The 12,216-nt window shown below is 72.7% G+C and carries 12 protein-coding genes and 1 pseudogene; 7 read left to right on the top strand and 6 right to left on the bottom strand.

Annotation, left to right across the window (positions count from 1 at the left end):
• Positions 1–165: 165 nt before the first annotated feature.
• Entirely contained in the window at positions 166–1,041 is an 876-nt protein-coding gene (locus H4N64_RS21545) for a universal stress protein (protein WP_186284042.1), read from the bottom strand.
• Positions 1,042–1,261: 220 nt separating this feature from the next.
• Here H4N64_RS21545 and H4N64_RS21540 point away from each other — a divergent pair, with 220 nt between their 5' ends.
• Positions 1,262–2,143, top strand: a complete 882-nt coding sequence (locus H4N64_RS21540) for a universal stress protein (RefSeq protein ID WP_186284041.1) — start codon at positions 1,262–1,264, stop codon at positions 2,141–2,143.
• Positions 2,144–2,245: 102 nt separating this feature from the next.
• Here H4N64_RS21540 and H4N64_RS21535 read toward each other — a convergent pair whose 3' ends face one another.
• The 3 genes from H4N64_RS21535 to H4N64_RS21525 form a co-directional block, all read right to left on the bottom strand.
• Positions 2,246–2,947: a response regulator gene (locus tag H4N64_RS21535; RefSeq protein WP_186284040.1), complete on the bottom strand. Its 702-nt coding sequence runs from the start codon at positions 2,945–2,947 to the stop codon at positions 2,246–2,248.
• A 95-nt stretch (positions 2,948–3,042) separates the two neighbouring features.
• Positions 3,043–3,708 carry a CBS domain-containing protein gene (locus H4N64_RS21530; RefSeq protein WP_186284039.1) on the bottom strand — a complete coding sequence of 222 codons (666 nt, stop codon included), beginning with the start codon at positions 3,706–3,708 and terminating at the stop codon, positions 3,043–3,045.
• Between the two features lie 27 nt (positions 3,709–3,735).
• Positions 3,736–4,200, bottom strand: a complete 465-nt coding sequence (locus H4N64_RS21525; protein WP_186284038.1) for a cyclic nucleotide-binding domain-containing protein — start codon at positions 4,198–4,200, stop codon at positions 3,736–3,738.
• A gap of 171 nt (positions 4,201–4,371) precedes the next feature.
• On the opposite strand from H4N64_RS21525, the gene H4N64_RS21520 reads away from it, so the two are divergent.
• Positions 4,372–5,163: an amino acid kinase family protein gene (locus tag H4N64_RS21520; RefSeq protein WP_186284037.1), complete on the top strand. Its 792-nt coding sequence runs from the start codon at positions 4,372–4,374 to the stop codon at positions 5,161–5,163.
• 119 nt (positions 5,164–5,282) lie between these two features.
• Here H4N64_RS21520 and H4N64_RS21515 read toward each other — a convergent pair.
• Positions 5,283–5,540 (bottom strand): annotated as a pseudogene (locus tag H4N64_RS21515) (SulP family inorganic anion transporter); the annotation flags it as partial.
• Positions 5,541–5,725: 185 nt separating this feature from the next.
• Between H4N64_RS21515 and H4N64_RS21510 the strand changes: the two are divergent.
• The 4 genes from H4N64_RS21510 (at position 5,726) to H4N64_RS21495 (ending at position 9,309) form a co-directional block, all read left to right on the top strand.
• Positions 5,726–6,334: a DoxX family membrane protein gene (locus H4N64_RS21510; RefSeq protein ID WP_186284132.1), complete on the top strand. Its 609-nt coding sequence runs from the start codon at positions 5,726–5,728 to the stop codon at positions 6,332–6,334.
• A gap of 139 nt (positions 6,335–6,473) precedes the next feature.
• Positions 6,474–7,379 carry a universal stress protein gene (locus H4N64_RS21505; protein WP_186284036.1) on the top strand — a complete coding sequence of 302 codons (906 nt, stop codon included), beginning with the start codon at positions 6,474–6,476 and terminating at the stop codon, positions 7,377–7,379.
• Positions 7,380–7,408: 29 nt separating this feature from the next.
• Positions 7,409–8,431: an alcohol dehydrogenase AdhP gene (adhP, locus tag H4N64_RS21500; RefSeq protein ID WP_186284035.1), complete on the top strand. Its 1,023-nt coding sequence runs from the start codon at positions 7,409–7,411 to the stop codon at positions 8,429–8,431.
• A complete protein-coding gene (locus H4N64_RS21495) occupies positions 8,428–9,309 on the top strand; it encodes a universal stress protein (RefSeq protein ID WP_186284034.1) in 882 nt (293 codons plus the stop codon). The genes adhP and H4N64_RS21495 overlap by 4 nt, the downstream gene beginning before the upstream one ends.
• Before the next feature lie 5 nt (positions 9,310–9,314).
• Here the strand turns inward: H4N64_RS21495 and ppk2 are convergent, their stop codons facing one another.
• Positions 9,315–10,118, bottom strand: a complete 804-nt coding sequence (gene ppk2 / locus H4N64_RS21490; RefSeq protein WP_186284033.1) for a polyphosphate kinase 2 — start codon at positions 10,116–10,118, stop codon at positions 9,315–9,317.
• A gap of 50 nt (positions 10,119–10,168) precedes the next feature.
• Between ppk2 and H4N64_RS21485 the strand changes: the two genes are divergently transcribed.
• Positions 10,169–12,216, top strand: a 2,048-nt coding sequence (locus tag H4N64_RS21485) for a phosphoketolase family protein (RefSeq protein ID WP_186284032.1), incomplete at its 3' end; no start/stop codon positions are given.

The raw sequence follows: 12,216 nt of genomic DNA, 5'->3' as shown, positions 1-12,216 counted from the left end.
ATCCGGGCAAGTACTCGCCCACGGCGAGGGTGCCGGCGAGCGCCAGGACCGCTATCAAGTCAACACCGGTCCGCCCGCGTCGCAGCGCGCCCAGCACCCAGCCCACCGCGGGCCACCCGCCGCAGCGCCCTCTTCGGCCGGAAGCGGTCCGTCGGTACGGCGGACTCAGCCGTTCGGGACCACGGCGACCGGGCACGGCACGTGGTGCAGGGCCGCATGGGCGACCGGCCCGAGCTTCCAGGTCAGGTGCGACGGCTGACGCCTGCGTCCCACGACGGTGAGGCAGGCACGGGCGGACGCGGTCAGCAGCACCTGGGTGGCCGGGCCCATGGCGATGTGCTGGAGCACGGCCACGTCAGGGAACTTCTCCCGCCAGGGCGCCAGCGTCTCCGCCAGCCGTTCCCCGGCCATGTCCGCGACCTCGACCTCGCCCGGCTGCGCCAGGAGCGTGGTGGACAGGGGCAGTGCCGTCACCGCCCGCACCCGCCGGCCGTGCGCCGCGGCCGTGGTGAACGCGAACTCCAGCAGGGCATCGGCCGAGCGGTCCTCGTGCTGCGAGACCCCGACGACGATCTCGTCCTTCTCCGCCTCCGTGGGATGTCCCCAGCCCGCTTCCACGGCAGGGTCGTCCGCTCGCACGGCGACGACCGGGCACGGCGCCAGGCCGAGAACGTGCAGGCTGATGGAGCCGAGCAGGAAGCTCGCCACCGAGCCGTGTCCGCGCGAGCCCAGGACGAGCATCGACGCGTTCTCGGCACGCTCCAGCAGCGTCTGCGCGGCGGGCGCCGAGACCAGCTCCGTGGTCACGTCCAGGTCACCGTGCCGGTACAGCAGCTCGGTCGAGGTCCGTCGCAGGATCTCCTGGCCGTACAGCTGCTTGTTGTGGGCCTCCTGGGCGATCGGCACGTCGAGCGGCTGGGTGGTCCAGGAGTGCAGCAGCAGGACGGGCAGATGCCGGTCCACGGCTTCGCGCGCGGCCCACCATGCGGCCGTCACGCTCGCGGGCGAACCGTCGAGCCCCACGACGACAGGTCCGGTCATGACGCACCTCCGGTGTGTCGGCGCGGCGGCCGGTTGCGCCTTGCCGCGCGTGTACTCCCCCTCTTTCAGCCTCGGCGCCCGAACCCTTCGGGGGGAGGGCCGACCGGGGCTCTCCACGGGCCGGACGGCCCTGTGCGCGATATTCCGGACGGGGAGAGGCTGAAAGCCCGGCTCTCAGGAAACCCGGACACCGCCAGAGCCCGGAGAAGGGAGACCGGCGATGAACGGTCCTGTTGTCGTGGGAGTGGACGGCTCGGAGTCGAGCCTGACCGCCGTGGAGGCCGCCGCGCGCGAGGCGGCGCTGCGCGGCGTGGGGCTCCGGCTGGTGCACGCCTTCGGGTGGCCGTCGGTGCATGTGCCGCCCCGGGTGCCGCCCTGGACCCCGGCGAGCGCCGGGGTGCGCGAGCTGATCGACGGCACCCTCGGCGAGGCCGAACGGCGGGCGCACACAGCCGCACCCCACGTGGAGATCGCACGCGAGGTGGTCGTCGGCGAGCCGGTGATGGTGCTGGAGCTGGAGACGCGTACCGCGTCGCTGGCCGTCGTCGGCAGCCGGGGCCTGAGCCGCTTCGGCAGCCTGCTGCTCGGCTCCACCGCGGCCCATCTCGCCGCCCACGCCCGGTGCCCCGTCCTGGTCGTGCGCGGCAGGCCGGATCCGACAGGCCCGGTCCTGCTGGCCGTGGACGGCTCGCCCCAGGCCGAACCGGCCGTCGAGTTCGCCTTCGCCCAGGCCTCGCTGCACGGCACGGGCCTGGTGGCGCTGCACGCCTGGAACACCCGTACCGAACGGGCCTACGAGGCCCCGGGCGACCCGCCCTTAGTGACCTACGACGAGGACCGGCTGCGTGACGAGGAGGAGCGGGTGCTCGCCGAGGCGCTCGGCGGGCTGCGCGAGAAATACCCGGACGTCGAGGTGCGGCGTCGGCTGGTGCGGGGCCGGATCCGGCACACGCTGATCGAGGCCAGCGCCGAGGCCGGAACCGTCGTCGTCGGCGCGCGCGGCCTGGGCGGCTTCACCGGGCTGGTGCTCGGCTCGGTCAGCCAGGCGGTCCTGCACCACGCGCACTGCCCGGTCGCCGTGGTACGCGCCGCAGGGCAGTGACCATGGACGGACGGGCGACCACGATGGTCGCGGGGGAGGACGTCCACGAACTGCCCGCCGCGGCCGTGGCGACCCGCCTCGGCGTCGACCCGGCGACGTGAGCTAGGTGGAGGGACGCCCGGGGTGCTCCGGCTGTTCCAGATGGGTCGCGAGCACCGCCGCCTGTACCCGGCGCTGCACGCCGAGTTTGGCCAGCAGCCGGGAGATGTGGTTCTTGACGGTCTTCTCCGACAGATACAGCCGCTTGCCGATCTCGCGGTTGGTCAGACCGTCCCCGATCAGCGCGAGGATCTCCTTCTCGCGCGGCGACAGACCGGCGAGCTCAGGAGCCTCGGCCGGTTCCGCGGCGGGTTCGGTGCGCAGGGATCTCATCAGCCGGGCCGTCGTCGCGGGGTCCAGCATCGACTGGCCGGAGGCGACCGTGCGCACCGCCGAGACCAGGTCGGAGCCGCGGATCTGCTTCAGGACATAGCCGGACGCCCCGGCCATGATCGCGTCCAGCAGGGCGTCCTCGTCGTCGAACGACGTCAGCATCAGCACGGCCAGCTCCGGCATACGGTCGCGCAGTTCGCGGCAGACGGTGATGCCGTCCCCGTCGGGCAGGCGTACGTCCAGGACGGCCACATGCGGCCGTACGGCGGGGGCGCGGGCGAGGGCGTGCTCGACGTTCTCGGCGTCGCCGACCACCGAGATGTCCGGCTCGGCGTCCAGCAGGTCGGTCAGCCCGCGCCGGACCACCTCGTGGTCGTCCAGCAGGAAGACGCGGATCGGATCCTGCGGCGTGAAGGTGCGTGGCTCGGTCATGACGACCCCTCTGTCCCCGGGCGGTGGACGGACCGCGGGCCGTCCCTGGGACGATCGTCACCCGCGCGCGGGCCGAGTGCCAGGGCCGACCGGCCCTACTCGGCGAATGTTGCGTCCGACGGGTCGACGAGGACGAACTCCACGTCCACGACTCCCTCGACCGCCCGGGCCAGCCGTGCCGCCACCGGCACCAGGGCCGTGTCCCGGACCCGGCCGCCCAGCCGCACCACGCCCTCCCGGACCGAGACCCGCACCGCGGAGGCGGGAGCGGGGAAGAGACGGGCCACGACCTCCCGGCGGACCTCCTCGGCGATCTCCTCGTCGTCCCGCAGGAACACCTTCAGCAGGTCGGCCCGGCTGACCACACCCTCAAGTCGGTCCGTGTCGCCGACGACGGGCAGCCGCTTGACGCGGGCCCGGGCCATGATCCGGGCGGCCTGAGCGAGCGTGGCGTCCGCCCGGACGGTCACGGCGGGGGAGGTCATCAGCCCACCGGCCGTCACCGAACCGGCCTTCGCCAGGTCCGACAGCCGACGCAGCTGGGTGTACCGGTCGGGGTCGCTGTCGCGGAACTCCTCCTTGGGCAGCAGGTCCGCCTCGGAGACGATCCCGAGAACCCGGCGTCCGCCGTCCACCACGGGCAGCGCGCTGACCTTCCGCTCCTGCAGTACGCGCACGATGTCCTTGAACGCGGCGTCGCGGCCGACGACCGCGACGCCGCCGGACATCACGTCGCTCACGATGTGCGGGGAGCCGTGCATGATGCCTCCTGGGTCGATGTCGGTCCGTCATCCCCGGTCTCCGCTGCCGTACGGCGCGTACAGGTCCAGCAGCCGCACCCGGGCGGCCTGGAGCCGGTGGGCCACCACCTCGCCCACCCAGCGGGCGACGGTGCGGCCGAACTCGGGGTCCTCCTGGCACATGGCCCGGACGAGCTCGGCGTCGAACTCGTAGGCGCGCAGCGGTGTCGCCGTCTCGGCGCCCAGGTGCCAGACATGCGGTGTGAACAGCCAGGACCAGCCGATCAGTTCGTTGTGTCCGAGGGACTCGATGACCGCCGGCCGGCGGCCGGGCACCCGCATGTCGAGGTCGACCGTGCCGGTACGGACGATCCAGAAGCGGTCGGCGCGACCGCCCTCCTCGAACAGACGCGTGCCTTCCGGGAACGACACCTCACGGGCGATCCGCATGAGCCGTTGGCGGTACTCGGCGGGCAGCGCCCTCGGCATGCTCGTGGTGACGGGAGCGTTCATGGCGGGCCTCCACTCAGGCGTACAGGAGTTACCACCTCCAGCGTGTGCGCCCGCGGCGGCCCGGACCATGGGCCACCCGGCCCCGTCGCGAGCCCGTTCGGCACACGTGCGGCGGGGCGCCGCCGCGTTTCCATGGGTCCGGAGCGCCACGTGGAGGGAGGCGGGAGGACCATGCGCATCGTCGTCTGTCTGGGCGGCAACGCCTTGCTGCGCCCGGGGGAACGCAGGGGCGGCCGTCTTCAGGACGGGAACCTCGAACGGGTGGCGACCGCCCTCGCGCCCCTCGCCCACGAGCATGAGCTCGCCATCACCCACGGCAACGGCCCCCGGTCCCTCGCGCCCGCCCCGCCGGACGTGGGGTGTGCCGAGGCCCAGGGTGTGATCGGCACCCTGCTGGTCCGCGCCCTGCGGGACGCGCTGCCCGGGCGCAGGATCGTCTCGCTGCTCACCCACACCCTGGTGCGCGCGGACGACCCGGCGTTCACCCGGCCCGCGGGCCGGGGGCGGCTGCCCGTGCCGGACCCCGAGGTGGTCCTGGAGGCTGACACCGTGCGTGAGCTGCTCGACCTGGGCACGCTGGTCCTGTGCGGCGGCGGGGGAGGGATCCCCGTCGTCGCCGCCCGGTCCAACGGGGCGCTGCGCGGTGTGGCGGCGGTGGACAAGGACCTCACCGCGGCCCGCCTGGCGCAGGACGTGAAGGCAGACTTCCTGCTGATCCTCACCGATGTGCCCAACGTCCACGACGGCCACGGCACCCCGCACCAGCGGCCCGTCCTCGACGCCACCCCCTCGGAACTGCGCGCCGCGCACTACGCCGAGGACTCCATGGGCCCCAAGGCCGAGGCCGCGGCCCGCTTCGTCGAGCACGGGGGCCTGGCCGCGATCGGCGCCCTGGACGCGGCCTACGACATCGTCCACGGCCGCTCCGGCACCCTCGTCCGCCCCGATCTGCCCGTTGCCTGACACCCGGTCACTGCTCGCCGCACCACTTCCGGTACGCCGCCACGGCCGTCGGCAGCGTCGGGAAGATCAGCTCCCGGCCCACTGCTTCCGCCGACCGCGATGCCGTGGCGCTCGTCGAGGCCGACCGACAGCAGCCGCGACGAGACCAGCAGCGCGTACAGGCCGAGCGCGGGCAGGATCGCCCACAGCCCGGCGACCGGGGACAGCCCGGCCACACCTGCGTACGCCATCACCTGCGGCACGAGATAGGCCGCCACGGTGACCCCGGCCGTCAGATCCCCCCGCAGCCATCCGCGGCGGTAGCCGCCGAGCACGGCGAGCCCCGGTGCCTGGCGCCGCCACCCCGTGGACAGATGCCCGGCCGAGCCGTGGGACATGGCGTTCCTTTCGCGTGTTGCGCTCGGCGTCCCGCACGGCGGCCGCGGCCGACGCGGTCCGACAGGGCCCTCGGAAGGGGCCGTTCAGCCCACCGGTGGCCGACCTTCGGCACCCGGCGGTGACCCCGCGCGCGGCGCGACAGTGGCCTCGTCAGCACATGAATCCGCTTGAAGGGACCACGACCATGGCCGTGCACGAGCACCCTCACCGGAGCCACGGGTTCCATCTGCCCGCGCTCCGCAGGAACCGTACGGCGTCCGCCACCGCCGAGGTGGTGCAGCCCGCCGCCTACGCACTGGCGTCCCTCCGGCTGCTGACCGGGTTCGTCTTCCTGTGGGCGTTCCTCGACAAGACCTTCGGCTTCGGCTACGCCACCCAGTCCGGCAACGGCTGGATCGACGGGGGATCGCCGACCGAGGGCTTCCTGAGCCGGGTGGCCGTCGGTCCTATGGAGTCCACCTTCCACGACTGGGCCGGGGACGCCTGGGCGGACTGGCTGTTCATGCTGGGCCTGCTCGGCATCGGCCTCGCGCTGATCGCGGGCATCGGGCTGCGGCTCGCCGCCGTCGCCGGTACCGCCATGATGGCGCTGATGTGGATCGCCGAATGGCCGCCGGCCAAGCATCTGTCGGACGGCACGCCCAGCATGTCGACCAACCCGTTCGTCGACTACCACCTGATCTACGCCATCGTCCTGATCGCCCTCGCGGCCACCGGCGCCGGCGCCGTCTGGGGCCTCGGGAAAGCCTGGGCCAAGCTCCCCTTCGTCAGCCGCAACCCCTGGTTGCGCTGACCGCTGGAGGCGCGGCGGGCCCCCATGGCGGGGCCCGTCGTGTGGGCCGGTCGGTCCCGCCCGGGGACTTGCGGCCCCTGCCCGGCCGCCCCTTCCGGGCCCACGCTGGAGACAGATCCACCGATCAGGAGGCACCACCATGGACCGCACTGTTGTCGCAGGTCTCGACGGCTCGCCCGAGAGCCGGGCCGCCGCCGAATGGGCGGCCCGCGAGGCGAAGCTGCTCGGCCTGCCGCTGAAGATCGTCCAGGTCTGGGAACCGGTGCCGGACCACCTGGTCCAGGCCCCGCTGCTCGGTGCCGAGACCCGCCACCACTGGAGCGAACGCATTCCGCGTGAAGCCGCCGAGGGACTGCGGGCGCGCCACCCGGGCGTCGAGGTGGTCATGGAACAGCTCCACGGCACCCCCGCCGACGCCCTGACCAAGGCGGCCGAGGACGCCGAACTGCTCGTTCTGGGCTCCCGCGGAATGAGCGGCGTCAGCGGGTTCATGGTCGGCTCCGTCGGCCTCGCCGTCGTGGCCCACACCGCACGGCCCGTCGTCCTCGTCCGCGCCGGCGAACAGGCCGCCGACGAGCACCAGGCGGATCCGGCGGGCATCCCGTCGGCCGCCACGCCCTACCGGCCCGTCCTCCTCGGCCTCGACGCCTCCCACCCGGACGACTCGGTCATCGAGTTCGCCTTCGAGGCGGCGGCCCGGCGCGGCACGAGCCTGCGCGTCCTGCACGGCTGGAACCTTCCGCCGTACTACGTCTACGGCCTGACCGCCGACCTCCGGCTGCACGACGAACTCGTCGGGCAGCATGCCGCCGCCCTCGCCGAGGTCATGCGCCCCTGGCGGCAGAAGTACCCGCAGATCGAGGTCACCGAGGAGTCCCCGTCCGGCAGCCCCGGCGTCCGGCTGGTCGACGCGGCGCGCGAGGCCTGCCTGGTAGTGATCGGCCGCCGGGTCCGGCGCAGCCCGTTCGGCGCCCACATCGGCCCGGTCGCCCACGCAGTCCTGCACCACTCCACCGCCCCCGTCGCAGTCGTCGCCCACGACTGACCCACCCCCAAGGACCTAGGAGCAGCACTATGAAGGCAGCGGTCGTACGAGCCTTCGGCGCACCCCTCGTCATCGAGGAGCGCCCCGACCCCGAGCCCGGCCCGGGCCAGATCCGGGTCCGGGTCGAGGCCTCCGGGCTGTGCCACACCGACATCCACGCCGCCCACGGCGACTGGCCCGTCAAGCCGAACCCGCCGTTCGTGCCCGGCCACGAGGGCGTCGGCCTCGTCGAGAGGCTCGGCGACGGCGTCACCCATCTGACCGTGGGCCAGCGGGTCGCCGTGCCGTGGCTGGGCAAGGCCTGCGGCCGCTGCGAGCACTGCCTGTCCGGCTGGGAGACGCTGTGCGAGCGGCAGATCAACACCGGTTACGGCTGTGACGGCGGCTACGCCGAGAAGATGCTCGCCTGGGCCGACTTCGCCCAGCCCGTGCCGCAGGGCGTCGACCCTGTCGACGCGGCGCCGCTGACCTGCGCCGGCGTCACCACGTACAAGGCCCTCAAGGTCGCCGACGTCCGGCCCACGCAGCTCGTGGCGATCTCCGGTGTCGGCGGGCTCGGCCATCTCGCCGTGCAGTACGCCAAGATCGCCGGGGCGACCGTCGCGGCGATCGACGTCACCGACGAGAAGTTGGAACTGGCCGCCGAACTCGGCGCGGACCTCGTCATCGACGCCCGCAAGCACGACGTCGGAGAAGTCCTCAAGCGGTACGGCGGCGCCCACGCGGCCATCGCCCTCGCCGTGAACGAGGACGCCTTCACCGCCGTCAACTCCGGGCTGCGGCGCGGCGGAAAGCTCGTCATGGTCGCGCTGCCCGCCCAGGGCACCATCCAGGTCCCGATCTTCGACACCGTCCTGAACGGCACCTCGGTGATCGGCTCCATCGTCGGCACCCGGCAGGACCTCGCCGAGGTCTTCCAACTGCACGCGGCCGGCCGCACCAAGGTCATCTGCGAGACCCGCCCGCTCGACTCCGTCAACGAGTCCATCGACGACGTCCTGCACGGCCATGTCCCCGCCCGGATCGTCTTCGACCTCGGCGCGCAACGGTGAGCGTCGTGGACCGCCCCCTGGTCGTCGGCGTCGACGGCTCCGAACCCAGCCTGCGCGCCGTGGACTGGGCGGCCGACGAGGCCGTACTGCGCGGCGTCCCGCTCAGGCTGGTCTACGCCTGCCTGTGGGAACGGTACGAGGGCGCCTCCCTCGCCCGCGACCTCGGCAGGCCCGACGGGAAGGCGACCCCGCAGGACCTCGTCGACGCCGCCACCCGGCGCGCCCACGCCCGGCAGCCCCGGCTGAAGGTGTCCTCCACGGTGGTGTTCGAGGAGCCCGAGTACGCCCTCGTGCATGCCGGCCGGCAGGCCTCGGCGCTGGTCGTGGGCACCCGTGGGCGCGGCGGTATCGCCGAGCTGCTGCTCGGCTCGGTCAGTCTGTCGGTAGCCGCGCAGGCCGACTGCCCCGTGATCGTGCTGCGCGGCAGCCACGACAACCAGGCCACACCCCCGGTCCACGGCCGGGTGGTCGTGGGCGTCGGGGAGAGCGCCGAGGACTCGGCGGCCGTGCGCTTCGCCTGTGCCGAGGCCCTGCGCCGCGAGGTCACCCTGGAGGCCGTACGGGCCTGGCGGTCCCCCGCGCACGAGAGCACCGACCACCCCCTGCCGGCCGACGCCCCCGCCCGGCTGCACGAGGAGCAGGCCGAGAAGACCCTGGCGGAGGCCCTGCGCGACGCCCCGGCCGGCCTGGAACTGCTGCGCCGTACCGTCGAAGGCCCCGCCCGGCGGGTGCTGGTGGACGCCTCGCACCGCGCCGACCTGCTGGTCGTCGGGGCGAGGCGGCGCGAGGCGCACTTCGGGCTCCAGCTCGGCCGGGTCGCGCACGCGGCCCTGCACCACTCAGCCTGCCCGGTCGCCGTCGTACCGCAGCCGGAGTGAGCGGCTCACAGATCCGCCGCGTGATCCGGGACGTAGGTCTGCAGATCGCGCGGCGGGCGCTCGTAGCCGGTCGACGGCGGCCGCTCGGGCAGCTCCAGCACCGGGGGAGGCACGTCCTGGTACGGGACCGAGCCCAGCAGGTGGGCGATCATGTTCAGCCGGGCGCGGCGCTTGTCGTCGCTCTCGACGAGGTACCAGGGCGCCTCGGCGATGTCGGTGTGGACCAGCATCTCGTCCTTGGCCCGGGAGTACTCCTCCCAACGGGTGATCGACTCCAGGTCCATCGGCGACAGCTTCCAGCGCCGCAGCGGATCCTCCAGACGGCGCCGGAAGCGGTCCTGCTGCTCGGCGTCGCTGACCGAGAACCAGTACTTGCGCAGCAGGATCCCGTCCTCCACGAGCATCCGCTCGAAAATGGGGCATTGCCGCAGGAAGAGCTGGTACTCCGCCTTGGTGCAGAAACCCATCACACGCTCGACACCGGCCCGGTTGTACCAACTGCGGTCGAACAGCACGATCTCCCCGCCGGCGGGGAGCTGCTCCACGTACCGCTGGAAGTACCACTGGGTGCGTTCCCGCTCGGTCGGCTTGGGCAGGGCCGCGATCCGCGCCACGCGCGGGTTCAGGTGCTCCGTGACCCGTTTGATGGTGCCGCCCTTGCCCGCCGCGTCCCGCCCCTCGAAGATGACGACAAGACGGGCACCCTCGGCACGCACCCACTCCTGCAGCTGCACCAACTCGGTCTGCAGGCGCAGCAGCTCCTTCTCGTACGTCTTGCGCGGCAGCTTTTCCGCCTTGTCGCCGGCCATGCCGCCTCCCACCGCACGTCGACCCCGTCGATGACCTAGGAGTCACACCCATGTCCAAGGTCGAACACCAGAACAGCACGGTACTGACCGACGACGAGCTGCGCACCCTGGACGCCCACTGGCGCGCGGCCAATTATCTGGCCGCCGGACAGATCTACCTGCTCGCCAATCCGCTGCTGCGCGAGCCGTTGAGCGCCGAGCACATCAAGCCGCGGCTGCTCGGCCACTGGGGCACCTCGCCCGGCCTGAACCTCGTGTACACCCATCTCAACCGAGTGATCAAGGCGCGCGGCCTCGACGCGCTGTGTGTATGGGGCCCCGGTCACGGTGGGCCGTCCGTGGTCGCCAACTCCTGGTTGGAGGGCAGCTACAGCGAGACCTACCCGGACGTCGGCCGGGACGCGGAGGGCATGCGACGGCTGTTCCGGCAGTTCTCCTTCCCCGGAGGAGTGCCCAGCCATGTCGCGCCCGAGACCCCCGGCTCCATCCACGAGGGCGGCGAGCTCGGCTACGCGCTCTCCCACGCCTACGGCGCCGCCTTCGACACCCCCGGCCTGGTCGTCGCCTGCGTGATCGGCGACGGCGAGGCGGAGACCGGACCGCTGGCCGCCTCCTGGCACTCCGACAAGTTCCTCGACCCGGTCCGCGACGGCGCCGTCCTGCCGATCCTGCACCTCAACGGCTACAAGATCGCCAATCCGACGGTGCTCGCCCGGCTGCCCGAGCCGGAACTCGACGAGCTGCTGCGCGGCTACGGCCACGACCCGCTTTACGTCTCCGGCGACGACCCGGCCACCGTCCACCGCGCCATGGCCCAGGCGTTCGACACCGCGCTGGACCGCATCGCCGCGATCCAGCGCGGCGCCCGCGAGCAGGGGGTCACCGAGCGGTCGAGGTGGCCCGTCATCGTGCTGCGCACCCCGAAGGGCTGGACCGGACCCGCCGAGGTCGACGGCGTGCCCGTCGAGGGCACCTGGCGCGCCCACCAAGTCCCGCTCGCCGGCGTCCGCGAGAACCCCGAGCATCTGCGCCAACTGGAGCAGTGGCTGCGCTCGTACCGGCCCGAGGAGCTGTTCGACGCCGACGGGCGGCCCGCCCCGGACGTCCTCGCCTGTGTGCCGGAGGGCGCCCGCCGCCTGGGCGCCACCCCCCGCGCCAACGGCGGCCTCCTGGTGCGCGAGCTGCCGATCGACGACCTCGACCGCTTCGCCGTACCCGTCGACAAGCCCGGCACGACCCTGCACGAACCCACCCGCGTCCTCGGTGACCTCCTCGCCCAGATCATGCGGGACACCACGGACCGCCGGGACTTCCGTGTCGTAGGCCCGGACGAGACCGCATCCAACCGGCTCCAGGCCGTCTTCGACGGCAGCGGCAAGGCCTGGCAGGCCGAGATCCAGCCGGTCGACGAACACCTCGACCGACACGGCCGGGTACTGGAGATCCTCTCCGAACACACCTGCCAGGGCTGGCTGGAGGGATACCTGCTGACGGGCAGGCACGGGCTGTTCTCCTGCTACGAGGCGTTCGTGCACATCGTCGACTCGATGGTCAACCAGCACATCAAGTGGCTGAAGACATCGAGGGAGTTGCCCTGGCGGGCCCCCATCGCCTCCCTCAACTACCTGCTCACCTCGCATGTCTGGCGCCAGGACCACAACGGCTTCTCCCACCAGGACCCCGGCTTCGTCGACCACGTCCTCAACAAGAGCCCCGAAGTCGTACGGGTCTACCTCCCGCCGGACGCCAACACCCTGCTGTCGGTGGCCGATCACGCGCTGCGCAGCCGCGACTACGTCAATGTCATCGTCGCCGGTAAGCAGCCCTGCTTCGACTGGCTCTCCATGGACGCCGCCCGCGCCCACTGCGCCCGGGGCGCCGGCATCTGGGACTGGGCGGGCAGCGAGCACGGCGGTGAACCGGACGTGGTCCTCGCCTGCGCGGGCGACGTACCCACCCAGGAGGTCCTGGCCGCCGCCCAGTTGCTGCGCCGCCATCTGCCCGAACTGGCCGTCCGTGTGGTCAACGTCGTCGACATCGCCCGGCTGATGCCCAGCGAGGAACACCCGCACGGCATGACCGACTTCGAGTACGACGG

This window comes from Streptomyces cupreus, assembly GCF_014257025.1.
Lineage (GTDB): Bacteria > Actinomycetota > Actinomycetes > Streptomycetales > Streptomycetaceae > Streptomyces > Streptomyces cupreus.
This window is presented reverse-complemented; position numbering and strand designations above follow the sequence as displayed.

Coding starts and splice junctions, on each gene's coding strand:
- H4N64_RS21545 (WP_186284042.1), bottom strand. CDS start 1,041: ATGACCGGACCTGTCGTCGTGGGGCTCGACGGTTCGCCCGCGAGCGTG.
- H4N64_RS21540 (WP_186284041.1), top strand. CDS start 1,262: ATGAACGGTCCTGTTGTCGTGGGAGTGGACGGCTCGGAGTCGAGCCTG.
- H4N64_RS21535 (WP_186284040.1), bottom strand. CDS start 2,947: ATGACCGAGCCACGCACCTTCACGCCGCAGGATCCGATCCGCGTCTTC.
- H4N64_RS21530 (WP_186284039.1), bottom strand. CDS start 3,708: ATGCACGGCTCCCCGCACATCGTGAGCGACGTGATGTCCGGCGGCGTC.
- H4N64_RS21525 (WP_186284038.1), bottom strand. CDS start 4,200: ATGAACGCTCCCGTCACCACGAGCATGCCGAGGGCGCTGCCCGCCGAG.
- H4N64_RS21520 (WP_186284037.1), top strand. CDS start 4,372: ATGCGCATCGTCGTCTGTCTGGGCGGCAACGCCTTGCTGCGCCCGGGG.
- H4N64_RS21510 (WP_186284132.1), top strand. CDS start 5,726: ATGGCCGTGCACGAGCACCCTCACCGGAGCCACGGGTTCCATCTGCCC.
- H4N64_RS21505 (WP_186284036.1), top strand. CDS start 6,474: ATGGACCGCACTGTTGTCGCAGGTCTCGACGGCTCGCCCGAGAGCCGG.
- adhP (WP_186284035.1), top strand. CDS start 7,409: ATGAAGGCAGCGGTCGTACGAGCCTTCGGCGCACCCCTCGTCATCGAG.
- ppk2 (WP_186284033.1), bottom strand. CDS start 10,118: ATGGCCGGCGACAAGGCGGAAAAGCTGCCGCGCAAGACGTACGAGAAG.